Source organism: Mycobacterium sp., assembly GCF_032162605.1.
In the GTDB taxonomy this organism is placed as follows: domain Bacteria; phylum Actinomycetota; class Actinomycetes; order Mycobacteriales; family Mycobacteriaceae; genus Mycobacterium.
The window spans coordinates 19,341-44,027 of sequence record NZ_JAVROT010000551.1 but is presented as its reverse complement, the minus strand read 5'-3'; the positions used below and the strand labels follow the sequence as shown (position 1 = coordinate 44,027).

The window sequence follows — 24,687 nt, the reverse complement described above, 5'->3', positions numbered from 1 at the left end:
CCCTGCACGTGGCACGCCATCTGCCAACCGTGCGGGAAGTAGGCGCTCACGATCTCGGTGAGCTGCTCGCGCGTGTAGTTGGCGTGCCCACACGAACCGGGCACGACGCCGATGGTGCGGGTGGCGTCGGTGTCCAGGTAGGGGAACGTCAGGTCGACGTTGCCGATCCACGGTGACCCGTCGACCCAGATCTTGATGCCCACCTGCCTGACGACGTCGTCCCCGTTGGACGGCGTCTGCGTGGTGGACATCTGTGCCGTCGACATCTCGTAGGTGCGCAGCCGCACCGTCAGGTCGTCCCGCAGCGAGTCCAGGACCGGCCGGAACATCGGGTCGAACGCCATCTCCGAACAGGTGGTCAGGCCCGCCCGGTTCAGTCGCCCGCACTCGGCGAGCAGCATCGCCGGGTAGCCGTTCGGGTCGATCGCGCCGCCGATCAGCGGGAACACCGCGCCCGTCTCCTCGGCCGTTCCGTCGAGCTCGCCCGCGGCGTCGTGGCCGTACTTCGCACCCTTCGGGTCGGGGGTGTCGCGATCCAGCCCCAGCTGCCGGGCTGCCGCGGAGTTGAAGTACGCCTTGTGCCCCGAGTTGTGGACGATCACCAGCGGGGTGCCGGGCGCCTCGGCGTTCAGCCATGCGAGCGTCGGCTCCGGCAGACCGACCTGCAGCAGCGGGTCCCACCCGTTGAGGTACGCACCCGACGCGCCGCGCACCGCGACCTCGTCACCGATCGCGGCCAGCACGGCGTCGGCGCTGCGCATGGTGACCGGGCGGATGTCGACGATGCGGTCGGACAGCACGATGGCCTCCATGAGCGGGTGCCCGTGCGCCTCGATGAGCCCGGGCATCAGGCAGCCGTCTCCGATTTCGACGATCTCGGTGTCGGGCCCGATCCAACTCTGCACGTCGGCCCGATCGCCGACCGCGACGATGCGCCCATCGGCCACCGCGAGCGCCCCTGCGGTGGGACGGGCGTCGTCGACCGTCAGGACGGTCCCGAAAAAAGCCAGGTCAGCAGCCATTCCGTCATCCTTGCAGAGGCAAAGGAGAATTCGTCGAAGTTTCTTTTCTTGTCGTGTCGATTTCCCGGGGTTGCCATTCGACGTATGAACGAGGGCACGATGGACGCGCCCCTTCCTACAGAAAGAAGGAGACTCCAATGCGTTACATGCTGATCATGCGGTCCACGCCGGAAGCCGAGAAGTTCGTCGAGGAGAACGTCGACTTCAGCGAGATCATCGCCGCCATGGGCCGCTACAACGAGGAACTCATCAAGGCGGGCGTGATGCTGGCCGGCGAGGGACTGACCGGACCCGAGGAGGGCTTCGTCGTCGACTTCAGCTCAGATCCGCCCGTGGTGACCGACGGCCCCTACGCGGAGGCAAAGGAGTTGTTCAACGGCTTCTGGATCCTGGACGTGTCGTCGGTCGACGAGGCCAAGCAGTGGGCGCAGAAGTGCCCGTTGGGGCCCGGCGTGAAGCTCGAGGTGCGCCGCGTGTCCGAGATCGAGGAATTCGACCAGGACAACGAGTGGATCCAGAAGGAGCTCAAGTGGCGCGAGGAGAACGACCCCCGCTACGCGAAGTGACTTTGGGGATGCGCAGCAGCTCGTTCTGTAACACGTTCTAGTCTGTCCTCTATGAGCGACGAGCTGCTGCGACACCCGATCCACTCCGGCCACCTGCTCGTCGGCGCGCTCAAGCGCCACAGGGACAAGCCGGTGCTGCATCTCGGCGACACCACGCTGACCGGTGGCCAGCTGGCCGCGAAGATCAGCCAGTACGTGCAGGCCTTCGAGGCACTGGGCGCCGGTTCCGGCGAGACGGCTGGCCTGCTGTCACTCAACCGGCCCGAGGTGCTGATGATCACCAGCGCCGGTCAGATCCAGGGCTACCGCCGGCTGGCGCTGCATCCGCTGGGCTCGCTCGACGACCACGCCTACGTGCTCACCGACGCCGAGGTGACGACGCTGATCATCGACCCCAACCCGATGTTCGTCGAACGGGCGCTCGGGCTGCTCGAGAAGGTCGGCTCCCTCAAGCAGGTCCTCACCATCGGACCGGTCCCTCCCGAACTCGCTAGCGCGGCGGCTGCCGCGGGAACCACTGTCGTCGACCTGACGGCAGAGGCGGACAAGTACGAGCCCCGCCCTCTGGTCGCCGCCAACCTGGCGCCCGATCACGTCAACGGCCTCTCCTACACCGGCGGCACCACCGGCAAGCCCAAGGGCGTCATGATGACGAGCCAGGCCACCAGCACCATGACGACCATCCAGCTCGCCGAGTGGGAGTGGCCGGACAGCCCGAAGTTCCTGATGCTCACCCCGTTGTCGCACGCCGGGGCCGCGTACTTCCTGCCGACCCTGGTCAAGGGCGGCGAGATGCACGTGATGGCGAAGTTCGATCCGGGCGAAGCGCTGCGCGTCATCGAGGAGGAGCGGATTACCGCGACGTTCGTGGTGCCGGCCATGCTGTATGCCCTGATGGACCATCCGGATTCGAAGACCCGCGATCTCTCGTCGCTGGAGACGGTGTACTACGGCGCGTCGGCGATCAACCCGGTTCGGCTGGCGGAGGCCATCGAGCGGTTCGGCAAGATCTTCGCCCAGAACTACGGACAGTCCGAAGCGCCGATGGCGATTTCGTATCTGGGCAAGAACGACCACGACGAGAAGCGGCTGACGTCGTGCGGACGACCGACGCTGTTCGCCAGGTGCGCGCTGCTGGACGCCGAGGGCAATCCCGTTGCCCAAGGCGACGTCGGCGAGGTGTGCGTGTCCGGGCCGCTGCTGTCGGGTGGCTACTGGAAGCTGCCTGAGCAGACCGCCGAGACGTTCAAGGACGGCTGGCTGCACACCGGCGACATGGCCCGCGAGGACTCCGACGGCTTCTGGTTCATCGTCGACCGGGTCAAGGACATGATCGTCACCGGCGGGTTCAACGTCTACCCGCGTGAGGTGGAAGACGTTGTCGCCGAACATCCTTCGGTGGCGCAGGTCTGCGTCGTCGGCAGTCCCGACGACAAGTGGGGCGAGACCGTGACGGCCGTGGTGGTGCTGCGCTCCGATGCCGCCAGGGACGAGGCCGCCGTCGCGGCGCTGACCGCCGAGATCCAGGCGGCGGTCAAGGACCGCAAGGGGTCGGTGCAGGTGCCGAAGCAGGTGTTCGTCGTCGACGCGCTACCGGTGACCGGTCTCGGCAAACCGGACAAGAAGGCCGTCCGCGCACGGTTCTGGGAGGGCGCGGGCCGGGCGATCGGCTGACTTCCCTGCGCGAGCGGAAGGGAGACGGGCTACACGGTCAGCCCGGCGAGGATGCGATCGAGTAGCTCACCGGCAGTGCTCCCCGCCTGCTCCACGTCGCCCGCGGCGATGTGCTCGAGCAGCACACGGTGGTCGACGATCTCGACTGGCGTCTCGGTGGTGGCGGCGACGCTGGCGGTGATGGCCTCCATCAGTCCGCGGTAGAGCTCGGTCAGCATCACGTTGTGCGAACTGGCCACGATGGCGAGGTGGAACTCCGCGTCGGCGCGGGCGAAGTCGTCGTCGCGGCCGTCGCGCAGGCATTCGTCGCGCCGAGCAAGCAGGGACCGTAGGTCGACGAGGTCGTCGTTGGTGCGGTTGGCCGCGGCAAGCCGCGCCCCCTCGACCTCCAAGCCGCGCCGCACTTGCAGCACGTCGCGCAGTTCGGTGCCGCACAGACGGCGCAGCGCGCCCGACACCTCACTGGTCGCCCTGACGTAGGTGCCGTCGCCCTGCCGAACCTCGAGGATTCCGGCGTGCGCCAATGCGCGGACCCCCTCGCGCACGGTGTTGCGGCCGACGCCGAGGGACTCGACGAGGACGGCTTCGTTGGGGATGCGGTGCCCGACCGGCCACTCCCCGGTGGTGACCGACTGCCGGAGCTGTTCTATGACTTGGTCGACCAGGCCGGCCCGGCGGGCAGTGCTCAACGGCACGGGGACATCCTTTCAACCAATCATGGGATGTATGGCAATGTAGCAGCGTGCGTGGCGAGAAGCAGGACGAACGAAACCTCCGATCACCGGAGGCCGAACTCGGCGGCATCCCGGTCATCGCGGGCGGAACGCTGCTCGCCGTCGCCGTCGTCCTCACTGCATTGAACCTTCGGCCCGCCGTCACCAGCGTCGCCCCTCTGCTCGGCGACATGCGAGCAGAGTTGGGCACCTCGGCGACGTGGGCCGGCCTGCTGACGACGCTGCCCGCCCTCTGTTTCGCGGCGGCGGGCTTGACCGCGCCGCGTCTGTCCGCTCGGTTCGGTCTCGGCCGTGTCATCGCACTGGCCCTGGTGACGCTCACCGCGGGGTTGGCCGTCCGCGCCCTCGACGGGCCTCACGTCGTGATGGGCGCGACGCTGGTCGCCTGCGCGGGCATCGCCCTGGTGAACGTCTTGATCCCGGTCGTGATCAAGGGCTCGTTCCCGACCAAGGTCGGCCTGATGACCGGCATCTATACCGCCGCCCTGCAGGGTGGCGGAGCGCTGGGCTCGGCGGTGACCCCGGGAATCGAGGTGCCGCTGGGCGGCTGGCGGACGGCACTGGCGGCATGGGCGGTGGTCGCACTGATCGCGCTCGCGGCGTGGATACCGGCCGCTCGGCGTCACCGTGGCGCCTGGGTCCAGACGGCGGCGCCTGCGGGCGGTCGCCGGTCGCTGCTGCGCAACCCGCTCGCCTGGACGGTCACGTTGTTCTTCGGCTGCCAGGGGTTCCTTGCGTACATCGTGATGGGTTGGCTGCCACAGGTTTTCATCGACAACGGCATTGACAAGACGCAGGCCGGGTTGCTGGTCGGGCTGGCGTCACTGGTGGGGGTGCCGGTCGCCCTGCTGATCTCGCCACTGGCGGCTCGCAGCCCCAACCAGAGCGGGTGGATCGTCGCGATCGGCGTGCTCGGGATGGCGGGAACCGTGGGACTGCTGATTGCGCCCGCCGCGGCACCGGTGGTCTGGAGCCTGCTGATCGGCGTCGGAATGAGCGCCTTCTCGGTGGCGCTCGCGGTGATCGCGCTACGGGCACGCACTGCCGAGGACACTGCCCAACTGTCTGGAATGGCACAGGGATTCGGTTATCTGATCGCGGGTGCCGGGCCCTTCCTCTTCGGCCTTCTGCACGACGTGTCGAACGGATGGACCATTGCCTGGGTGATGTTCCTGGTGGTCTACGTCGTGCAGATCGTCGCCGGCGCCGCGGCGGGCCGCAACCGCTACGTCTGAGCGACGCGCGCACCCCGGGTGACCCCCGGCTGAATTCCCGCGCGAGCGTGCAGGTTTGCACATCCTGACTCGGCGCGTCGCGTACAGACACGCACGCTCGCGGGGAGGGGTGGCTACGGTTGGAGCGTGCCCGCCGCCGCCGACGTTCGTCAGACCGTCGACGCGGTGTGGCGGATGGAGGCCGCCAAGATCGTCGCCACCCTGACCCGCGCCGTCGGCGACGTCGGGATGGCCGAGGACCTGGCGGCCGACGCCTTGGTCGACGCGCTGGAGCAGTGGCCGACCACGGGCGTGCCACGCAACGCGGGTGCGTGGCTCACCACCGTCGCCAAGCGCAAGGCGATCGATCACTGGCGGCGTCAGGACCGCCTCGACTCCAAATACGCCACGCTGGCCCGCGAGTTGGCGACCCATCTGAACGATCCGACGGCCGAAGCGTGGGACCCGGACCTCATCGACGACGACGTCCTGCGGCTGATCTTCATCTCCGCGCACCCGGTACTCCCGCGGGAGGGCCAGATCGCATTGACGCTGCGGGTCGTCGGCGGCCTCACCACCGAGGAGATCGCGCAGGCGTTCCTGGCGCAGAAGGCCACCGTCGCGGCCCGGATCACGCGCGCCAAGAAGACCCTCGGCGAAGCGAACGTGCCCTTCGAGGTGCCCGAGAAGTCGGAATACCCGCGTCGGCTCTCGGCGGTGCTCAGCGTCGTCTACCTTATCTACAACGAGGGCTACTCGGCGTCGTCGGGCCTGCGGTGGATCCGCGACGAATTGTGCACGGAGGCATTGCGTCTGGGCCGAGTACTGGCCGCGCTGGTGCCCGACGAGGCCGAGGTGCACGGACTGGTGGCGTTGATGGAGTTCCAGTCCTCGCGGTTCGCGGCTCGTACGGGCGACGACGGCCACCCCATCCTGCTGGAGGACCAGGACCGCACCAGGTGGGACCGGGCGCAAGTCATCCGCGGCACCGCCGCCCTTCAGCGCGCCTCGGAGGCGTTGCGCCGCAAGGGTATCGGCTGGGGACCCTATGCGCTTCAGGCCGCCCTGGCCGAATGCCATGCGAGCGCGCCGACCGCGGCGGACACCGACTGGGCGCGCATCGTGTCGCTCTACGACGGCTTGGTGCAGATCGCGCCGTCGCCCGTGGTGGAACTCAACCGGGCGGTCGCGGTGGCGATGCGGTCGGGACCGGCCGATGCGCTCGCGATCGTCGATCGGATCGACGGTCTCGGCGAGTCATATCTCCTGCCGAGCGTGCGGGGCGAACTGCTATCGCGCCTTGGCCGACATGTCGAGGCGGCCGACGAATTCGAGCGGGCCGCGGGCATGGTGACCAACGAAACCGAACGCAGAGTTCTTTTCGACAAGACCGACCGGGCACGATGGCAGACGTGACGACGACGCGTGCGGTGCTGTTCGACTTCTCGGGAACGCTCTTCCGCCTGGAGGAGGAGGACAGCTGGTTTGCCGGGATCGAGGTCGACGAGCGGGCCGTCGACGGCCACGCCCAAGCCGAGTTGATGCGCCGACTGACCGCCCCCACCGGGCGCTCCGTCGAGATGGACGACCAGGCCTACCGCGCGTGGATCAACCGCGACCTGGCCCCGCACCTGCACCGCGAGGCCTATCTGCACGTCCTTCGGGAGTCCGGGTTGGCCGACCACCACGCCGCGGCGCTCTACGACCGCGTGATCGACGCGGCGAGCTGGACTCCCTACCCCGACACCGCCCTGGTGCTCGCAGGCCTGCACCGTCGGGGCGTGAAGACCGCCGTGGTGTCCAACATCGCGTTCGACGTCCGCCCGGCGTTCGTGGCGATCGGCACGCAGGAGGACGTCGACGAGTTCGTGCTGTCCTATGAAGTCGGGGCGGTCAAGCCGAACGCCGAGATCTTCCGCACCGCGCTCTCGCGGTTGGGTGTCGACGCCGCGGACGCCCTCATGATCGGCGACAGCGAGGAGGCCGACGGCGGCGCGGTGGCGGTCGGCTGCCGGTTCGCGCTCGTCGACCCGCTCCCCACCGGGCAGCGCCCCGATGGGCTCATCGCGGCCCTGGGGGCGTTCGGAGTCGCCCACTAGGCTCGGGACATGCCGACATCGACGCCGACCGGCGCGGACAAGAGCGAGAACCCCTTCGACCCGTCGGTGTGGCAGCCCGTCAAGGGTTTCGAGCTGACCGACATCACGTATCACCGTCACGTCACCGACGGGGTGGCCAGGCCGACGGTGCGGATCGCGTTCGACCGTCCCGAGGTCCGCAACGCCTTTCGGCCGCACACCGTCGACGAGCTGTACCGCGTGCTCGACCACGCCCGGATGTCGAACGACGTCGGCGTGATCCTGCTGACGGGCAACGGGCCATCGGAGAAGGACGGCGGCTGGGCCTTCTGCTCCGGCGGTGACCAACGCATCCGCGGCCGCACCGGTTACCAGTACGCGGCGGGTGACACGGCCGACACCGTGGACCCCGCCCAGGCCGGCCGACTGCACATCCTCGAGGTACAACGCCTGATCCGGTTCATGCCCAAGCCCGTGATCTGCCTCGTCAACGGCTGGGCCGCCGGCGGCGGGCACAGCCTTCACGTGGTGTGCGACCTGACGCTGGCCAGCCGCGAGCACGCCCGCTTCAAGCAGACCGATGCCGACGTCGGCAGCTTCGACGGCGGCTACGGCAGCGCGTACCTGGCCCGTCAGGCGGGTCAGAAGTTCGCCCGCGAGATCTTCTTCCTAGGCAGGCCGTACACGGCCGAGCAGATGAAGGCGATGGGCGCAGTCAACGAGGTCGTCGGCCACGCTGAGTTGGAAACCGTTGCGCTGGAATGGGCCAACGAGATCAACGGCAAGTCCCCCCAGGCCATCAGGATGTTGAAGTTCGCGTTCAACCTGCTCGACGACGGGCTCGTCGGCCAGCAGGTGTTCGCCGGCGAGGCGACCCGACTGGCCTACATGACCGACGAGGCGGTCGAGGGGCGCGACGCGTTCCTCGAGAAGCGCGACCCCGACTGGTCGAAGTTCCCGCGTTACTTCTGAGCGCTCAGATTCCGGTGCACAGCGACACGAACGGGATCGTGCCCTGCCCGCATTCGGTCGCATTGCTCACCGACGGCGAGACGATCGTGGCGTGGAATTTTACGCCTGACGAGCCGGGATCATCAGCGGTAGTGACTGGCGCGCGGCCGCCGACTCATCTCGAATCCGGGACCGGTAGCGAAGTGGCGCAATCCCGACCTCGCGTTTGAACGCATTGCTGAACGCACTCTCCGACGAGTAGCCGAGCTCCGCGGCCAACGCGCCGACCCGGGTGTCCCCATCACGCAGGGCACGCTGGGCCAGCTTCATGCGCCAGCTGTTGAGGTAGGTCAGCGGAGGCACGCCCGCCACCGTGCGGAACCGCTCCGCGAAGGACGTGCGCGACATCGCCGACGCGTGGGCCAATTCGTCCAGCCGCCAACCCCTTCCGGGTTCGGCATGCATCAGGGTCACGGCGGGCCGCAGTCGCTCGTCGGTGAGCACCCTCAGCCACCCCGAAGGCAGTTCGGCCTGATCGACGTAGGCGCGCAACACGTCGAGCAGCAACAGCTGGCCGTACTGCCGGATCGCGAACGACGAGCCCATCCGATTGCCCGTCACCTCGTCGATCAGTCGGTCGAGGCTACCGCGCAGGCTGGACGCGTCCGCCGCGCGGACGTGGCCGACCGGCGGAAGAGCCTGCACGAGCAGCGCCTCGCCGGCGGTGTTGAGGTCGACGTGGCCACCGACGATGACGTCGGCCGAGCTGCCGGTGCAATCCGCATCGTCGAACCGCACGAAGGGGTCGCCCTCCCGCACGACGAGTTCGCGCGGCGCGTCCTCGCCACGGCCGCCCTCGAGGACCATCCACGACCGGCTGTTGAGAATGGCGACGTCGCCGGGCTCGAGGTCGATGGGCCGATCCAGGCCGTCGGCCGTCAGCCGGACCCGACCGCAGACCACGGCCGCGAGCTTCAGCGGGTAATGGATCGGAAAGCGCGCGACCCAGTCACCGCGCGCGGCGAAACCGCCGGACACCAAGCCACGCACCTCGACGAGGTCGAACACTTCGGACAACTGATCACCGGCCATCTTCGTACTATCGCGCAGATAAAGCGGACGGACAACTATTCAAAGTCCGGGTGCGTGGGTCCAGGGTGGAGTCATGACACAGCACACCACTCAGAAGCAGCATCCCCTCGGCTCCGGATTCACCGCGGCGTCGACCGCCGACGACGTCCTCGAGGGCATCGACCTGACCGGTCGCAACGTCGTCGTCACCGGTGGGCACGTCGGGCTAGGGCTCGAGACCACACGAGCCTTGAGCAAGGCAGGCGCCTCGGTGACGGTCGGCGTACGCAGCCCCGAACGCGCCGCACCTGCCCTCGGCGGGATCGAGCGCGTGCAGATCGAACAGCTCGACCTGCTCGATCCCGCGTCGATCGACGCTTTCGTCGCGAGGCATGCCGACGGGCGGCCACTGCACCTCCTGATCAACAACGCAGGCATCATGGGCGGCGAACTGGTGCGCGATGCCCGCGGGTACGAGTCGCAGTTCGCGACCAACCACCTCGGTCACTTCCAGCTGACCAACGGACTTCTGCCTGCGCTGCGCGCCGCGAACGGTGCGCGGGTCGTCGAGGTCTCCTCCTGGGGCCATCACCTGTCCGACATCCGCTGGGACGACCCGCACTTCGAGACCGGTGACTACGACGGCATGGTGGGCTACGGCCAGTCGAAGACCGCGAACGTGTTGTTCGCCGTCGAGCTCGACCGCCGCTTTTCGGGTGACGGCATCCGCGGCTACTCGCTGCACCCCGGGGGCATTGTCGGGACCAACCTCGCGCCGTGGCTGACCGTCGACGACTGGAAGGCCATGGGGCTCGTCAACGACGCGGGCCAGCCGATCATCGACCCCGAGCGGGACCAGAAGACACCGCAGCAGGGCGCCTCCACGCAGGTGTGGGGTGCGACGAGCCCGCTGCTCGCCGACGTCGGCGGGGTCTACCTTCAGAACAACGACGTCGCGCCGATCGACGACGAGGTCATCGACGTCAACCCGGACATCGCGGCAGGGCCGATCGAGATGACCGTGAGCGTGACGCCGTACGCCGTCGATCCCGAATCCGCGCAACGGCTGTGGGACCTCTCCGAGCGGATGATTCGGGCGCGCTAACGTTCGGTGCGCGATAGTCAGCGCGTCGTAGTCATGAGGGGGCCGGTCATCGAAGCGAAGATCACGCGATGGACGATCGGCGCCCTCGGCGTCGTCGCCGTCGCGGTCGCGACGGCGTTGCCGTGGTACTCCGCCCAAGCCGCGACCGGGTCGGCCCAGATGGCGGGATGGGGCGCCTGGATCACCACGGGCGACGTCGACGCCAGCTTCCGAACGCTGCCGCTGGCCGTGCTGGTGTACCCGTCCGCGGCGGTGATGATCTACTGCGCGGCGAGAAGCGCGTTCGGCCTCGCGGTCGTCGGGGCCATGGCCACGCTGGCGGCGGCGATCCTGCCGTTCATGGTGATGCCCGCCGCCGACCGCCACGTGCCGGGAAGCGGTGCGGTCGGCGTCGAGGTGGCCGCGGCACCGCTGACCCTTCTCGCGATCGCGGTGGTCGCGACCGCCGTCTGCTGGATCGGCTACGCGCGCTGCGTCCTTCGCGCCTCACCACGCGCCGATGCCGGGACTTAAGCTCATCGACCGTGAGTAAGAACCCCCTCCGCCGTCTCGCGGACAGGCTGCTGCTGGCCAGCATGCGACCGCCGATGACCGCTCAGCTCTTTCAGCCAAGACACGACGTCGACCTCGTCGGCAAGCGGATTCTGGTCACGGGGGCGTCGTCGGGAATCGGCGAGGCGGGTGCGGTGAAGCTCGCCCGCGAGGGTGCGCGCATCATCGTCGTCGCCCGCAGGCAGGAGCTGCTGGACTCCGTCGTCGAGCGCATCACCTCCGAGGGCGGCGACGGATGCGCGTACGCCTGTGACCTGTCCGACCTCGACGCGGTGGACGCCCTGGTGGCCGAGGTCGATGAGCGGTTCGGTGGGGTGGACGTCCTGATCAACAACGCCGGGAGGTCGATCCGCCGACCACTGGCCGAATCGCTGGACCGCTGGCACGACGTCGAGCGGACGATGACGCTGAACTACTACTCGCCGCTTCGTCTGATCCGCGGCTTCGCGCCGGGGATGCGGGAGCGCCGCGAAGGACACATCGTCAACGTCTCGACCTGGGGCGTGCTCAGCGAGTCGTCTCCTCTGTTCGCCGTCTACAACGCGTCGAAGGCGGCGCTGACGGCCGTCAGCCGGGTCATCGAAACCGAATGGGCCGCGGGCGGCGTGCACTCGACGACCCTGTTCTACCCCCTGGTCAAGACGCCGATGATCGCACCGACCAGGGCGTACGACGGTCTGCCCGGACTGTCCGCCGACGAGGCGGCCGACTGGATGGTCTCGGCCGCGCGGCACAGGCCGGTGCGCATCGCGCCGCGGATGGCCGTGACGGCCCACGCGGTGAACAGTTTCGCGCCCGCCGCCGTGGACGCCGTGGTGAAGCGTCAGCGCGTCCAGCCCAGCGGTGACTGACTGGTGCGACTCAACTCCGTCTGCGCCGAAATAGCATTCCCTGTCATCAAACCGACCGGTTGATGACAGGGAATGCTATTTCGGCGGGTGGCTGTGTTAGAACCGACGCATGGAGATCCTGGCCAGTCGCGTGCTGTTCCGGCCGGCCGACTATCAGAGATCATTGCGCTTCTACCGCGATGCCATCGGACTCGCCGTCGCGCGGGAGTACGGCGCAGGCACGGTGTTCTACGCCGGCCAGTCGCTCGTCGAGCTCGCGGGGCACGGCCGCACATCGGATGAGGCACCACCCTTCCCTGGCGCACTGTGGCTCCAGGTGCGTGACGTCTACGCCACCCAGGCCGAACTGGGGGGCCGCGACGTCGAGATCGCCCGGGCGGCCAAGCAGGAGCCATGGGGTCTGCACGAAATGCACGTCACCGATCCGGACGGGGTGACGCTGATCTTCGTGCAGGTCCCCGACACGCACCCGCTGCGCCGCGACTCCAGAAACTGAGATCCCCCCGGCTCAATGAGCCGAGGGGATCTCTGGTGCAACGTCTTTCAGCGCGCGGGTGCCGCCAGCGGCCAGCCCACCGAGGCCAGCCGCGAGGCGACCTGATGGATCTCCTCGGGGTTCGGCTCCTTGTCGATCACGTCCTGGACCGCCTTGCGGATCTCGTCCTCGGTGACCGTGTCGGCGTCGGTTGACTTGAGGATCGACTGGGCCGCCGTGACGACCTCTTCGTCGCTCAGCGAACGCTTCAGCAGTGCGAGCAGTGGAAAGTAGTCCTTCGGCGGGACGCCCTCCGGGTAACCCTGGTTGAGCCAGCGGACGACGTTGTCGAGAACGGTCTTGTCAGTCATGTTCTCCTCAGCTCAGTTCTTGATTCCGAAGAAGGGGTCGAACCCGGTGTGGTGGATGATCGTGGACCGGGTGATCCACAGGATCGCGACGAAGATCACGAACCCGACCAAGGCGAACAGCAGCAGGCCGAGGAACTTGAGCGCGGCGTTGGGGGCGTCGACCGTCCCGTCGGCCTCAGCTCCACCGACACCCTGCGAGTAGGCCACCAGCCCGAAGGCGAAGACGGCGGGCAGGCCGGCCCCGAGGACCAGGCCCACGATGAGGACCGTGATCAGCGGTATCACATACGAAGTCATCAATGAATCCTTCTGTTAGTAGCTCGATGGGCCGAATTAGACGCTGGCCTTGGGGCTTTCGGTCACGACGTCGCGGGCGTCGGCGGGAACGACCGAGTTGGTCGAGTCGTCCCAATCGGCGTTGACATTCTTGCTGTCGACCTTCTGCTTCTGCGCACGCCAGTACATGTAGCCGGACAGCCCCACCAGGATCACGAAGATCACGCCGTCGCCCGCCAACTGCGTCGTGGCGCCGGCGACGAAGTGGGACAGCCAGAAGGCCAGCGCACCGACGATCGCCGCGGCGGGAAGCGTGACCAGCCACGCGAGTGCCATGCGGCCCGCCACTGCCCAGCGCACCTGCGCGCCCGGCTTGCCGACGCCGCTGCCCAGGATCGAGCCCGTCGCCACGTGCGTGGTCGACAGGGCCATGCCCGCGGCGCTGGAGCTCAGGATGATCGCGGCCGACGAGGCTTCGGCGGCCAGGCCCTGTGGCGACTCGATCTCGACGAGGCCCTTGCCGAGCGTGCGGATGACTCGCCAACCACCGATGTAGGTGCCGAGCCCGATGGCCAGCGCACAGGACAGGATCACCCAGAACGGCAGACCGTCCGCCTTGACGTTGCCCGTGAGGTGGCCGGTGGTGATGAGCGCCAGCGCGATCACGCCCATGGTCTTCTGCGCGTCGTTGGTCCCGTGCGACAGGGCGACGAGCGATGCGGTGGCGATCTGCCCCCAGCGGAAGCCATCCTCGCGGCGCTTCTTCACGACGTTGCGGGAGATGCGGTAAACCAACCAGGTTCCGCACGCCGCGACAAGCCCGGCGATGAACGGGGCGGCGATGGCGGGGACCAGCACCTTGCTGATGACGCCGGGCCAGTTGACGCCGGCCAGGCCGATGGCGGCGATGCCCGCACCGATGAGGCCACCGAACAGAGCGTGCGACGAGCTGGACGGGATGCCGAACAACCAGGTCAGCAGGTTCCACAGGATGCCGCCGATGAGGCCGGCGAAGATGATGGTGAGACCCATCGATGCGTCGATCGACGGGACCAGGGCGCCCGTCTTGCTGTCCTGGATCTTCAGGACCGAGGTGGTGACCGTGACGGCGACCTCGACGGAAAGGAACGCGCCGACGAGGTTCAGGACGCCGGCGAGCAGCACGGCGGTCTTGGGCTTGAGGGCACCGGTGGCGATCGAGGTCGCCATGGCGTTGCCCGTGTCGTGGAATCCGTTGGTGAAGTCGAATGCCAGCGCCGTGGCAATCAGCAACACCAGGATGATCAGCTCTGTGCTCATGTACAGATTGTGGTGCTTCGTCGGCCGTTTTGACTAGGCGGTAGGGGGCCTATCGGACGGCCTCACCAGGCGATTTCCGCCTTCCGGAGACCTGTTCATTCACTGTTCACCTGACGGGCGAGGCGCGTTCGTCTGCGACGCCGGAATATCCAGTCCGATGCAGTGCCGGAGCGCCTAGACCCACGCGCGCCATTAACATCGATCCATCACACGTTGCCGGGGCAGTGCGCCGCGGCTTTAGGGGAGTTGACGCCGTGAACGCATTTCTCGCCAAGATCGTGGCGTGGATCAACGCCGGGTACCCGGAGGGGGTGCCGGGGCCCGATCGCGTGCCGCTGATGTCGCTTTTGAACCGCCGTCTCACCAACGACGAGGTCAAGGCCGTCGCCCGGGAATTGATCAACCGCGGCGAGTTCGACCACGTCGACATCGGCGTGCTCATCACGCAGACCACCGACGAGCTGCCCCGCCGCGAGGACGTCGAGCGGGTCAGGGAACGCCTGGCCGCCAGGGGTTGGCCGCTCGACGATCCGCGTGAGGAAGGCTCCAGCATCGAGGGCGACGACGAGGATTCGGCATAGCGCCCCTACGCGGGGTCGTCATCCCGCCCATCCCGTCACTGCAGCCGCTCCTCGCGGTGCTCGAAGGGGTGCTCGACGGCCGCGAATCCGCGATCCTGCCGGTGCCCGCGGACGCGCGTGCCGCCGAGCTGTTGGCAAGGGCATTGCGGATCGGCGATGACATCGACGACGACGTCGCGGTGGTGGTGTCGACGTCCGGCACGACGGGAGTTCCCAAGGGCGCCATGCTCACCGCGCCCGCGCTGATCGCCAGCGCGTCAGCGACACACGACAGGCTGGCCGGTCCCGGCAGCTGGCTGCTGGCGCTCCCCGCGTATCACGTTGCCGGCCTTCAGGTCCTGGTGCGCAGCATCCTGGCGGGTACGGTTCCCGTCGCGATCAACCCCAGTTTCGAGGTCGACGAATTGCCCGCCGCCATAGAGGCATTGGGGACGGGGCCGCGGTACGCGTCGTTGGTCGCGGTCCAGCTGGTGAAGGCGCTCGGTGATCCAGCCGCCACGGCCGCCCTTGCCGAACTCGACGCCGTGCTGATCGGCGGCGGGCCGATGCCCGCGACGGTGGGCGAAAGCGCAACAGCTGCGGGCATCCGGGTGGTGCGCACCTACGGCTCCAGCGAGACGGCGGGTGGTTGCGTGTACGACGGCGTGGCCCTCGACGGGGTGCGAGTGCGCATCGACGACGGCCGCGTGGTGCTGGGTGGCGAGACGCTGGCGAATGGGTACCGCAACCCGGTGGATCCCGACCCGTTCGTGGAGGCAGGCTGGTTTCGCACCGATGACGTTGGCGCCAAAGATGATTCAGGTGTCCTGCGAATTCTGGGACGCCTCGACGACGCCATAGGCACCGGTGGCCTGACGGTGCTGCCTCAGTTGGTGGAGGGGGCGCTGGCGACCCACCCCGCGATCGCCGACTGTGCGGTGTTCGGCGTCACCGACGAGCGGCTCGGCCAGCGGGTCGCCGCAGCAATTGTCCTCGCGGCGGGCCGCGACGCTCCGACGGTGGCCGAGTTGCGCGCGCACGTCGAGCAGACCCTGGACGCCACCGCAGCCCCCCGGGAAGTGCACGTCGTCGGCGAACTGCCCCGCCTCGGCATCGGCAAGATCGACCGAAGGGAGTTAACAAACCGCTTTGACGCCGGAGCATGATGGAGACATGTCTCGCGAAGTCACCACCGTCGAGGAGCTGCGCGCGATCGTCGGTCATCCCCTCCCCGCCGTTGCCAACAAGGTAAAGAGCCGGCTGTCGGAAGCGCAGCGGGATTGGCTGTCGCACTCGCCGCTGGGATTCCTTGCCACCACGGATGCTGACGGCCGCGTCGACGTGTCCCCCAAGGGCGACCCGCCCGGCTTCGTCCACATCATCGACGACGTGACGATCGCCATCCCCGAACGGCCGGGCAACAAGCGCGTCGACGGCTACCTCAACGTGCTTTCACGACCGCGGGTCGGCACGGTGTTCCTGATCCCCGGACGCGGCGACACCCTGCGGATCAACGGCTCCGCCCGGATCATCGCCGACGCCCCGTACTTCGACGCGATGATCGTCGGGGGCAAGCGGCCGATCCTGGCTCTGGAGATCGACGTTGACGAGGTCTTCTTCCACTGCGCGAAGGCGTTCTTGCGGTCGGACGCATGGAAACCGGAAACCTGGGACCCCACCGCGGTGCCCAGCGTCGCGCAACTCGCCAAGGCCATCAAGCCCGACACGAGCGACGAGCAGCTGGCCGAGTACTACGCCGAGAACAACATGCGGAAGATCCTGTATTAGAAGTCCGTGAGACTCCGGGGTTTGGAATTGACGATTTGGGTAATTCCTTCTGCGGCAGTTTCACTCGCTTCTACGGATTGGATTGAGCATGATCGTCCTCGGCATCGTCCTACTGTTGATCGGTTACTTCGCAGGCATCTCGATCCTGTACACCATCGGCGGAATCCTTCTGGTGATCGGCGTCATCCTGTGGATCCTCGGCGCTGTCGGCCGCCCCGTCGGCGGCCGAAAAGTGTGGTTCTAGCGCATTAGCGCAGTCGTGCCCCCCGCTGCGGACCGTGCTGACCAGTGGGTCAGTCCTCTGGTGCGGGCGTCCGCGGCGTGGGCATGGCGCCTTCTCGTCCTGCTCGCCGCTGCGTACGTACTGCTGCAGACTCTGTTTCGCTTCGGCGTCGTCGTGGTCCCGGTCGCGCTCGCCCTGGTCATCACGGCACTTCTACTGCCCGCCGTCGACTTCCTCGACCGGCGCGGCGCCGCACGAGGCGGGGCCGTCGCCTTCGTGCTCGTCTTCGGCCTGGCCGTGTTCGGCGGAATCCTCGCGTTCGTCGTCAACCAATTCGTCGAGGGCGCCCCGCTTCTCGTCGAACAGGTCACGCGCAGCATCGAGGGCACCCGCGACTGGCTCATCAACGGGCCCGCCAAGCTCAGCGGCGACCAGATCAATCACGCCGTCAACACCTTCACCGACGCCCTGAAAACCCATCAGACCCAGCTCACCAGCGGTGCCCTGTCGACCGCGGGCACGCTCGTCGAAATCCTCGCGGGCGCTTTGCTTCTGTTGTTCACCATGATCTTCTTCCTCCTGGGTGGTCGGAGTATCTGGCACTTCGTCACCCTCGTCGTGCCCGACGAGCACCGCGCACGCGTACGCGAAGCAGGGGCCGCCGGTTTCCATTCGCTGGCCGGTTATGCCCGCGCCACCTCGCTCGTCGCACTCGTCGACGCGGTCTCCATCGGCGCCGGTCTTGCCATCATGGGGATTCCGCTGGCGCTGCCACTGGCCTCGCTGATCTTCCTCGGCGCGTTCGTCCCCGTCGTCGGCGCCCTGACCACGGGATTCCTGGCCGTGATCGTCGCGCTGCTGGCCAAGGGATTCATCTACGCCCTGATCACGCTGGGATTGATCGTGGCGGTCATGCAACTGGAGGCGCACGTGCTGCAGCCGTTGGTGATGGGCCGCGCAGTGTCCATCCACCCTCTTGCCGTCGTGCTCGGCCTCACCGCGGGCGGCGTGCTCGCCGGCATCATCGGAGCCCTACTCGCGGTACCGGCCATCGCGTTCTTCAACAGCTTCGTACGCGTGCTGACCGCCGAAAACCCCAGTGCTCAAGTCGAAGCGCTCGACGACGACGACGGGCCGTTGGTCGAAGCCTCGTCCGACGAGCCGGCTCAACCGGAGCCCGCATGACTCGATTGCCGATGGAAAGCAAGACAGCCGCCGACTTCATGCCTTCGTCCCGCAGCCTCGCGACCCTCGCCATGGCGGCGAAGCAGTGCCGGGGTTGCGGACTGTATGTCGACGCAGACCAGACGGTGTTCGGAGAAGGATCGCGCTCGGCGGCGATGATGCTCGTCGGCGAGCAACCCGGTGACCAGGAGGACCGGGCGGGTGAACCGTTCGTCGGGCCGGCCGGCCACATTCTGGACAAGGCTCTGGGCGCCGCTGGGATCGACCGTGGGCCGCTCTACGTCACCAACGCCGTCAAACACTTCAAGTTCACTCGCGACGAGCGCGGCAAGCGGCGCATTCACAAGACTCCCAGCCGCACCGAGGTCGTCGCGTGCCGACCGTGGTTGTTCGCCGAGTTGGGAGCGGTGGCGCCCGACGTCGTGGTTCTGATGGGCGCGACAGCAGCAAAGGCACTGCTCGGCAACGACTTCCGACTCACCAAGCATCGCGGCGAGGTTTTGCGGCTGCCCGACGAAGGCCTCGGCCTCGACCCCGAGGTGGTGGTCACCGTGCATCCCTCGTCGATCCTGCGCGGGCCCGCCGAGCAACGCGACGCATCCTTCGACGGACTGGTCGCCGACCTCCGGTTCGCCGCGGGTCTGCTCGAGGGACGGACGAGTGACACCGAGTGAACCAGCACGCCCTTCGCAGTATCGGCGCGCCGGAAGTTGGTACGCCTGCCCGTGGGAGCTCGCGGCGTAAGGTCGCAGTGCGATGGCTGATGAAAGAGGTGCGCATTGCTGGGTCTGCCCGCGGGAGTCCGCGCCTGCCTGTTCGACCTCGACGGCGTGCTGACCGACACGGCCAGCGTGCATCGCAAGGCGTGGAAGGCGATGTTCGACGACTTTCTGCGCCGACGGTCCAGTCGCGAGGGCTCGGCGTTCGTGCCGTTCGACGTCGACTCCGACTACTTCACTTATGTCGACGGCAAGAAGCGTGAGGACGGCGTGCGTTCCTTCCTCGACAGTCGGGACATCTCACTTCCCGAGGGAGAACCCGACGACGGCCGGGACGCCGAGACGGTGAACGGGCTCGGCAACCGCAAGAACGACGCGTTCCTGCACACCGTGCACACCGACGGGGTCAAGGTGTTCGACGGGTCGCGCCGGTACATCGAAGCGGTTGCCTACCAAGGGCTTCCGATCGCAGTCGTGTCTTCCTCGGCCAATACTCGCGAAGTACTCGAGGTCACCGGCCTCGCCCAGTTCGTCGACCAGCGCGTCGACGGAGTCACCATGCGCGAGGAGAACATCGCGGGCAAGCCCGCACCGGATTCGTACCTCGCGGGGGCGCAACGTCTGGGTGTGGAGCCCTCCGAGGCGGCGGTGTTCGAGGACGCCCTCTCAGGTGTCGAGGCCGGCCGCGCCGGACACTTCGGCCTCGTCGTGGGCGTGGACCGGGTCGGCCAGTCCGACGCGTTGCGAGAACACGGCGCCGACGTCGTCGTCAAGGATCTCTCCGACCTGCTCGCCGCGCAATGATCAGCGAAGACACGTTTCCGGTCGAGCCATGGCAGCTCCGGGAAACCACCCTGGACCTCGACCTCCTCGCACAGTCCGAGTCGGTGTTCGCATTGTCCAACGGACACATCGGTTTACGCGGCAATCTCGACGAGGGTGAGCCCCACGGGCTGCCAGGCACCTACCTCAACTCGTTCTTCGAGATCCGGCCGCTGCCCTACGCAGAAGCCGGATACGGCTATCCCGAGCAGGGGCAGACGATCGTCGACGTCACCAACGGCAAGATCCTGCGGCTGCTGGTCGATGACGAACCCTTCGACGTCCGGTACGGCGAACTGCAGCACCACGAGCGGGTGCTCGACTTCCGGGCAGGCACCCTGACGCGCAACCTCCAGTGGCGCTCCCCCGCCGGGCGCCAGGTCGCGATCACCACCACCCGGCTGGTCTCCCTCAATCAGCGCGGAGTGGCCGCCATCGAATACGTCGTCGAAGCCGTCGACGAATTCGTCAGGGTGACGGTCCAATCGGAGCTGGTCGCCAACGAGGACCAGCCCGCGATGTCCAACGACCCGCGCGAATCGGCCATCCTGACCAAGCCACTGGAACCCGTGTCCAGCGAATGCGACGGACTGCGAGCGGTGCTGCTTCACCGCACCCGACTCAGCCAGCTGATGATGGCCGCGGCGATGGATCACGACGTGGACGTGCCCGGCCGTGTCGAAACACATACCGACACCCGCGAGGACCTGGCCCGAACGACCGTGATCTGTGGACTGCGCCCAGGACAGAAGCTGCGGATCGTGAAGTACCTGGCGTACGGCTGGTCGAGCCTGCGGTCGCGCCCGGCGCTATACGACCAGGTGGACGGTGCGCTGACCGGGGCCCGGTACACCGGATGGCAGGGGCTGCTGGATTCCCAACGCGCATACCTCGACGAGTTCTGGGACAGCGCCGACGTCGAGGTGGAGGGCGATCCCGACTCTCAGCAGGCCGTGCGCTTCGGGCTGTTCCACATGCTTCAGGCCAGCGCCCGCGCCGAGCGACGCGCCATCGCGGGCAAGGGGCTCACGGGCACCGGCTACGACGGCCACGCCTTCTGGGACACCGAGGGATTCGTACTACCCGTACTTACCTACACCCACCCGCAGGCCGCCGCCGACGCGCTGCGCTGGCGGGCGTCGACCCTGGACATGGCGCGACAGCGGGCCGCTGAGCTCGACCTGGCGGGAGCGAGCTTCGCCTGGCGGACCATCCGCGGGGAGGAATGCTCGGCGTACTGGCCTGCAGGCACGGCCGCCTGGCACGTCAACGCCGACATCGCCGCCGCCTTCGAGCGCTACCGCGTCGTCACCGGGGACCAGTCGCTGGAAGCCGACTGCGGCTTGGAGGTGTTGGTGGAGACGGCGAGACTGTGGCAGTCCCTCGGCCATCACGACCGCCACGGCGTGTGGCACATCGACGGCGTCACGGGGCCGGACGAGTACACGGCCGTGGTGCGCGACAACGTGTTCACCAACCTGATGGCCGCCCACAACCTGCGGGTCGCTGCGGCGGCGTGTGAGCGCCATCCCGAGGCCGCCCGCGCGATGGACGTGACCACCGAGGAGACGGCGGCCTGGCGGGACGCCGCCGATGCGGTCAACCTCCCCTTCGACGAGGGTCTCGGCGTGCATCAGCAGTGCGAGGGGTTCACCACGCTGCAGGAGTGGAACTTCTCCGACGACACCGCCTATCCCCTGCTCATGCACCAGTCTTACGTGCGGCTGTACCCGGCCCAGGTGATCAAGCAGGCGGACCTCGTCCTGGCCATGCACTGGCAGGGCCACGCCTTCACCGGCGAGCAGAAGGCGCGCAACGTGGATTACTACGAACCGCGGATGGTGCGCGATTCGTCGCTATCGGCGGTCACCCAGGCCGTGCTGTGCGCCGAGGTGGGCCATCTTGAGCTGGCGCACGACTATGCGTACGAGGCGGCCATGATCGATCTGCGGGACCTGCACCACAACACCCGTGACGGTCTGCACATGGCCTCCCTGGCGAGCGCCTGGACCGCATTGGTGGCCGGCTTCGGCGGTCTGCGCGACGACGAAGACGTCCTCTCTCTGGACCCACAACTGCCCGAGAAGATCACCCGGCTGCGTTTCCGCCTGCGGTGGAGGAGTTTTCGCATCACCGTCGACGTCGACCACGGCAAGGTCGCTTACACACTGCGTGACGGCGCCGAACGCACCCTCACCATCCGGCACGCCGGCGCCGATCTGAAACTAAGCACTGCGGCGCCGCGCACCGTGCAACTGAAGCCCCGCAAGCCCCTGCTGCCCGCCCCGAGCCAACCGCCCGGCCGCACGCCGCAGCGGCGTCAGCGCTGAGTCCACACACGCCATCAGGGCATCTCAGTCGCGACGCTGGATGTCGACGATCAGTGGCCGGTGGTCGGAGATCGGCATCTCGGGCGCGCGAGCGTCGGTTGCCACCAATCCGGGATCATCGGTCAGGATGTGATCGAGTTGCTGTTCCGGGGCGTGCGCGGGGAACGTGGACGATGTCGCGAGGGAACGCATCTTGGAGCAACGTCCGACGGCTTCGGAGGTGAGGTTGAGGTCTCCGGTGAGGACGTGAGGACCGGGATGCCCGCCGAGATCGCGCGCCAGGCGCCGAAGTTGATGGCGATTCCAGCCGGGGACGAAGGACAGATGGGTGTTGGCGACGGTGAGTGGGCCGACCGGCGTCTCGAATCGACCGATTACGGCGGCGCGCGGCTCCTCGTCGACGACCATCACCCGGTTGGGTCCCCGCAGGTACATCGGAAACTTGAACGGGACCCGTGGCAGTCGCACCACCTGCCACGTGATGGCGGGAAACCTCGACAACAGCGAGATCCCGTACGCCGCCGCCCCCGGCTGCTCGCGACCGGTCGCCGCGATCCACGTCGCGCCGGGGGTGCCGGCGATCGCGGCGACGAACCGGTGGCTGACCGCGCCCATGGCCTCGGCCGCGACCGCGGTCAGATCGACCATGCCGGAGCGCGGTTGCTCGAGATCCACCTCCTGTAGGGCCAAGACGTCGGCGTCGATCGCGCGGACGCAGTCCGCCAGGTCCTGGACGTCGACGCCGTCACCGACGGTCCTCCCGTGCAGGATGTTGAATGTCGCGAGCCGCATGGGGTACTTCATACCCATCATGACCGCACACCGATCCCGTCTGGACTGACCAATGCTCGCCCACGAGGACGCCCTTCGTGACGCACTGAAGCGCGCAGCATCGGCGTTGAAGGCGCACGGCCCCGACTTCGCGCTGGCAGGAAGCTATGCGTTGTGGGTGTACGGCGCCCCCGAACCCGTCCACGACGTCGATTTCGTCGTCAACGACTCCGATGCAGACCTGGCCGCCGTCACCCTCGGCGACGCCGGTTTCGACGTCGAACGCACACCAGAGGACTGGCTGTTCAAGGCCAAGACGAACGGTGTCATGGTCGACGTGTTGCACCGGGTCAACGGCGTCGCCGTCGACGCCGACCTGATCCGGGCCGCGGAGGTCCGCGATGTCCTGGCGATCTCCATGAGGGTTCTCTCGCCGACGGTGGTGCTGTCCCAGAAGCTCAGGTCGCAGCACGAACATCACTGCGATTTCGGAAAACTGCTACCAGCCACCCGGGCGGTCAGAGAGCAAGTCGACTGGTCCCGGCTACGTGCCGAGACCGCCGAGAACGACTTCGCCGCGGCGTTCCTCTTCCTCGCCGACCGCTTGGGCCTCGCCCCTCGAGATGGTGCGGTTCTGGAATAAAGGTTAAATAAGATGTCTTGTCCTTGGTTGACCGGTTCAATCGTCCCCAAGGAGAACCGCATGACCCGACCCACCCGAGTGAGCGTCCAACTGCAGCCGGGAGGCGCACCCGACTACCGCAGTTGGCGCGACGCCGTCCTGCGTGCGGAGGACGCGGGCGTCGACGTCATCTTCGGCTACGACCACTTTCACGCGCCCGCGATGGAGGGCATCGTCGACGGCAAGCCGTTGCTGTCCGAGGAGCAGCCCGACGTCGTGAACTTCGAGGGGTGGACCGCGCTGGCGTCATGGGCTGAGATCACCACGCGCGCCGAGATCGGCCTGCTGGTCACCGGCATCGGATACCGCAACCCCGACCTTCTTGCCGACATGGCCCGCACGGTCGACCACATCAGCGGCGGTCGGGTGATCCTCGGCCTCGGTGCCGGATGGTACGAAAAGGACTACACCACATACGGTTACGAATACGGCACGTGGAAGTCCCGATTCGACCTGTTCGACGAGGGATTGAATCGCGTCGAGCGCCGGCTGGAGAACCTCAATCCGCCACCGGTGCGTGATATCCCCATCCTCATCGGCGGCTCCGGCGCCAAGCGCTCACTCCCGGCGGTGGCCAAGCACGCCGACATCTGGCACGCCTTCCTCCCCGTCGACAAGTTCAACGAGGCCAGCAAGCTCGTCGGTGAACTGGCCGAGGCCAACGGCCGCAACGACTCCGACATCGAGCGCTCATCGGTGTGGGAGAACGGGGGCGACGCCGACGCCTATCGCGACGCCGGCGTCACCCTGTTCACCACCGAGATCCATCCGGATGCCGACGGCTACGACTTCAGCACCGTCGAGCAGATGGTCAAGTGGCGCGATGGCTGAGACGGCCGAGACCACGGTGCCCATCCGGCGGGTCACGGTGACCACCGAACGACCCTTCGACGGCGTGGTGGCAGCGGTGTACGCAGGCCTGGGGCGCGTCCCCGACTTCCGTGCGCTGGTGCAGAAGTGGAGTGCCGCAAGCGACGCCGAGCAGTTCGATGCGACCGTGGCGGCGGTGACCGGAAGCAGCGGCCTACTAGAGTTCATGAGCCTCGACCACGGCGCCGTCCTGGCGGTTCGCGACCCGGAGCGAAGCCGTCGACTGCTGCGGATCATCGCGGGCAACCCGGTCACGATGAGCAAGATGACAGCCACGGCGACGGATGCGGGGTCGTATGCGCCGGTGACCATCCTCGTCGCGGAACGGGATCCAGGGACGACGCTGTCGTACGACCGCGTCGCCAGCGCGATTGCGCCCTACGCAAGCGCCGAGGCATCCGCCGTCGCGGCCTCGCTCGACGACGCCGTGGTGAGGTTGCTGCGCGACGCAGCTGGCTGACTCCGTCAGCGAAACGTCACGCCGTGCCCAAGGGCACG

Annotated in this window: 28 protein-coding genes; 21 read left to right on the top strand and 7 right to left on the bottom strand. The window is 67.7% G+C overall.

Translation table 11 applies throughout. The features are described 5' to 3' along the window. The coding region (locus QOI01_RS30680) for an amidohydrolase (RefSeq protein ID WP_526387085.1) at nt 1-1,022 on the bottom strand (1,022 nt) is incomplete at its 3' end. 137 nt (nt 1,023-1,159) lie between these two features. Here QOI01_RS30680 and QOI01_RS30675 point away from each other — a divergent pair. Both QOI01_RS30675 and fadD8 read left to right on the top strand, forming a co-directional pair. Then, the gene (locus QOI01_RS30675) at nt 1,160-1,588 is read left to right on the top strand and encodes a YciI family protein (RefSeq protein ID WP_526387083.1); all 429 of its coding nucleotides are present in this window, start codon (nt 1,160-1,162) and stop codon (nt 1,586-1,588) included. Nucleotides 1,589-1,639: 51 nt separating this feature from the next. Then, nucleotides 1,640-3,262, top strand: coding sequence for a fatty-acid--CoA ligase FadD8 (fadD8, locus tag QOI01_RS30670; RefSeq protein WP_526387081.1), 1,623 nt, complete (start codon nt 1,640-1,642; stop codon nt 3,260-3,262). A 29-nt stretch (nt 3,263-3,291) separates the two neighbouring features. On the opposite strand, the gene QOI01_RS30665 is transcribed toward fadD8, so the two are convergent. Further along, complete coding sequence (locus QOI01_RS30665; RefSeq protein WP_526387080.1) at nt 3,292-3,957, bottom strand: FadR/GntR family transcriptional regulator; 666 nt, start codon at nt 3,955-3,957, stop codon at nt 3,292-3,294. Between the two features lie 107 nt (nt 3,958-4,064). Between QOI01_RS30665 and QOI01_RS30660 the strand changes: the two genes are divergently transcribed. From QOI01_RS30660 to QOI01_RS30645, 4 genes are all read left to right on the top strand, one after another. Then, nucleotides 4,065-5,231 carry a CynX/NimT family MFS transporter gene (locus tag QOI01_RS30660; RefSeq protein ID WP_526387097.1) on the top strand — a complete coding sequence of 389 codons (1,167 nt, stop codon included), beginning with the start codon at nt 4,065-4,067 and terminating at the stop codon, nt 5,229-5,231. Between the two features lie 174 nt (nt 5,232-5,405). After that, on the top strand, nt 5,406-6,626 hold the full coding sequence (locus tag QOI01_RS30655; protein WP_526387095.1) for an RNA polymerase sigma factor: 1,221 nt from the start codon (nt 5,406-5,408) through the stop codon (nt 6,624-6,626). Further along, a complete protein-coding gene (locus QOI01_RS30650; protein ID WP_526387078.1) occupies nt 6,623-7,309 on the top strand; it encodes an HAD family hydrolase in 687 nt (228 codons plus the stop codon). The genes QOI01_RS30655 and QOI01_RS30650 overlap by 4 nt, the downstream gene beginning before the upstream one ends. A gap of 9 nt (nt 7,310-7,318) precedes the next feature. Continuing rightward, nucleotides 7,319-8,260, top strand: a complete 942-nt coding sequence (locus QOI01_RS30645) for a 1,4-dihydroxy-2-naphthoyl-CoA synthase (protein WP_526387076.1) — start codon at nt 7,319-7,321, stop codon at nt 8,258-8,260. 99 nt (nt 8,261-8,359) lie between these two features. Here QOI01_RS30645 and QOI01_RS30640 read toward each other — a convergent pair whose 3' ends face one another. Next, a complete protein-coding gene (locus tag QOI01_RS30640; protein WP_526387074.1) occupies nt 8,360-9,331 on the bottom strand; it encodes a helix-turn-helix transcriptional regulator in 972 nt (323 codons plus the stop codon). A 73-nt stretch (nt 9,332-9,404) separates the two neighbouring features. Between QOI01_RS30640 and QOI01_RS30635 the strand changes: the two genes are divergently transcribed. The 4 genes from QOI01_RS30635 (at nt 9,405) to QOI01_RS30620 (ending at nt 12,314) form a co-directional block, all read left to right on the top strand. Next, complete coding sequence (locus QOI01_RS30635) at nt 9,405-10,415, top strand: SDR family NAD(P)-dependent oxidoreductase (protein ID WP_526387072.1); 1,011 nt, start codon at nt 9,405-9,407, stop codon at nt 10,413-10,415. Between the two features lie 33 nt (nt 10,416-10,448). After that, a complete protein-coding gene (locus tag QOI01_RS30630; protein ID WP_526387070.1) occupies nt 10,449-10,928 on the top strand; it encodes a hypothetical protein in 480 nt (159 codons plus the stop codon). An 11-nt stretch (nt 10,929-10,939) separates the two neighbouring features. Beyond that, entirely contained in the window at nt 10,940-11,818 is an 879-nt protein-coding gene (locus tag QOI01_RS30625) for an SDR family oxidoreductase (RefSeq protein ID WP_526387068.1), read from the top strand. Between the two features lie 109 nt (nt 11,819-11,927). Further along, entirely contained in the window at nt 11,928-12,314 is a 387-nt protein-coding gene (locus tag QOI01_RS30620; RefSeq protein ID WP_526387066.1) for a VOC family protein, read from the top strand. 47 nt (nt 12,315-12,361) lie between these two features. Here the strand turns inward: QOI01_RS30620 and QOI01_RS30615 are convergent, their stop codons facing one another. Genes QOI01_RS30615 through QOI01_RS30605 form a run of 3 tightly spaced genes read right to left on the bottom strand, consistent with a single transcriptional unit; the run spans nt 12,362 to nt 14,239 of the window. After that, entirely contained in the window at nt 12,362-12,664 is a 303-nt protein-coding gene (locus QOI01_RS30615) for a DUF3349 domain-containing protein (RefSeq protein ID WP_526387064.1), read from the bottom strand. 12 nt (nt 12,665-12,676) lie between these two features. Beyond that, the gene (locus tag QOI01_RS30610; protein WP_526387062.1) at nt 12,677-12,961 is read right to left on the bottom strand and encodes a hypothetical protein; all 285 of its coding nucleotides are present in this window, start codon (nt 12,959-12,961) and stop codon (nt 12,677-12,679) included. A 36-nt stretch (nt 12,962-12,997) separates the two neighbouring features. Beyond that, entirely contained in the window at nt 12,998-14,239 is a 1,242-nt protein-coding gene (locus QOI01_RS30605; RefSeq protein ID WP_526387060.1) for an inorganic phosphate transporter, read from the bottom strand. Between the two features lie 254 nt (nt 14,240-14,493). On the opposite strand from QOI01_RS30605, the gene QOI01_RS30600 reads away from it, so the two are divergent. The 8 genes from QOI01_RS30600 (at nt 14,494) to QOI01_RS30565 (ending at nt 21,866) form a co-directional block, all read left to right on the top strand. Next, nucleotides 14,494-14,820, top strand: coding sequence for a DUF3349 domain-containing protein (locus tag QOI01_RS30600; protein WP_526387058.1), 327 nt, complete (start codon nt 14,494-14,496; stop codon nt 14,818-14,820). Between the two features lie 56 nt (nt 14,821-14,876). Further along, on the top strand, nt 14,877-15,965 hold the full coding sequence (menE, locus tag QOI01_RS30595; protein ID WP_526387056.1) for an o-succinylbenzoate--CoA ligase: 1,089 nt from the start codon (nt 14,877-14,879) through the stop codon (nt 15,963-15,965). Nucleotides 15,966-15,972: 7 nt separating this feature from the next. Next, complete coding sequence (locus QOI01_RS30590) at nt 15,973-16,587, top strand: pyridoxamine 5'-phosphate oxidase family protein (RefSeq protein ID WP_526387054.1); 615 nt, start codon at nt 15,973-15,975, stop codon at nt 16,585-16,587. 82 nt (nt 16,588-16,669) lie between these two features. Next, the gene (locus QOI01_RS30585; protein WP_526387099.1) at nt 16,670-16,831 is read left to right on the top strand and encodes a hypothetical protein; all 162 of its coding nucleotides are present in this window, start codon (nt 16,670-16,672) and stop codon (nt 16,829-16,831) included. 15 nt (nt 16,832-16,846) lie between these two features. Then, nucleotides 16,847-17,995 carry an AI-2E family transporter gene (locus tag QOI01_RS30580; protein ID WP_526387052.1) on the top strand — a complete coding sequence of 383 codons (1,149 nt, stop codon included), beginning with the start codon at nt 16,847-16,849 and terminating at the stop codon, nt 17,993-17,995. Further along, entirely contained in the window at nt 17,992-18,669 is a 678-nt protein-coding gene (locus QOI01_RS30575; protein WP_526387050.1) for a UdgX family uracil-DNA binding protein, read from the top strand. Before QOI01_RS30580 ends, QOI01_RS30575 begins: the two co-directional genes overlap by 4 nt. Before the next feature lie 105 nt (nt 18,670-18,774). Then, nucleotides 18,775-19,518, top strand: coding sequence for a beta-phosphoglucomutase family hydrolase (locus tag QOI01_RS30570; protein WP_526387048.1), 744 nt, complete (start codon nt 18,775-18,777; stop codon nt 19,516-19,518). After that, on the top strand, nt 19,515-21,866 hold the full coding sequence (locus QOI01_RS30565) for a glycosyl hydrolase family 65 domain-containing protein (RefSeq protein WP_526387046.1): 2,352 nt from the start codon (nt 19,515-19,517) through the stop codon (nt 21,864-21,866). The genes QOI01_RS30570 and QOI01_RS30565 overlap by 4 nt, the downstream gene beginning before the upstream one ends. 24 nt (nt 21,867-21,890) lie before the next feature. Here QOI01_RS30565 and QOI01_RS30560 read toward each other — a convergent pair whose 3' ends face one another. Continuing rightward, a complete protein-coding gene (locus tag QOI01_RS30560) occupies nt 21,891-22,658 on the bottom strand; it encodes an endonuclease/exonuclease/phosphatase family protein (RefSeq protein WP_526387044.1) in 768 nt (255 codons plus the stop codon). A 52-nt stretch (nt 22,659-22,710) separates the two neighbouring features. Here QOI01_RS30560 and QOI01_RS30555 point away from each other — a divergent pair, with 52 nt between their 5' ends. The 3 genes from QOI01_RS30555 to QOI01_RS30545 are packed head-to-tail and all read left to right on the top strand — an operon-like array spanning nt 22,711 to nt 24,649. After that, the gene (locus QOI01_RS30555) at nt 22,711-23,280 is read left to right on the top strand and encodes a nucleotidyltransferase (RefSeq protein ID WP_526387042.1); all 570 of its coding nucleotides are present in this window, start codon (nt 22,711-22,713) and stop codon (nt 23,278-23,280) included. A 60-nt stretch (nt 23,281-23,340) separates the two neighbouring features. Then, the gene (locus QOI01_RS30550) at nt 23,341-24,150 is read left to right on the top strand and encodes an LLM class F420-dependent oxidoreductase (RefSeq protein ID WP_526387040.1); all 810 of its coding nucleotides are present in this window, start codon (nt 23,341-23,343) and stop codon (nt 24,148-24,150) included. Beyond that, entirely contained in the window at nt 24,143-24,649 is a 507-nt protein-coding gene (locus QOI01_RS30545; RefSeq protein WP_526387038.1) for a DUF302 domain-containing protein, read from the top strand. Before QOI01_RS30550 ends, QOI01_RS30545 begins: the two co-directional genes overlap by 8 nt. Nucleotides 24,650-24,687: the final 38 nt, after the last annotated feature.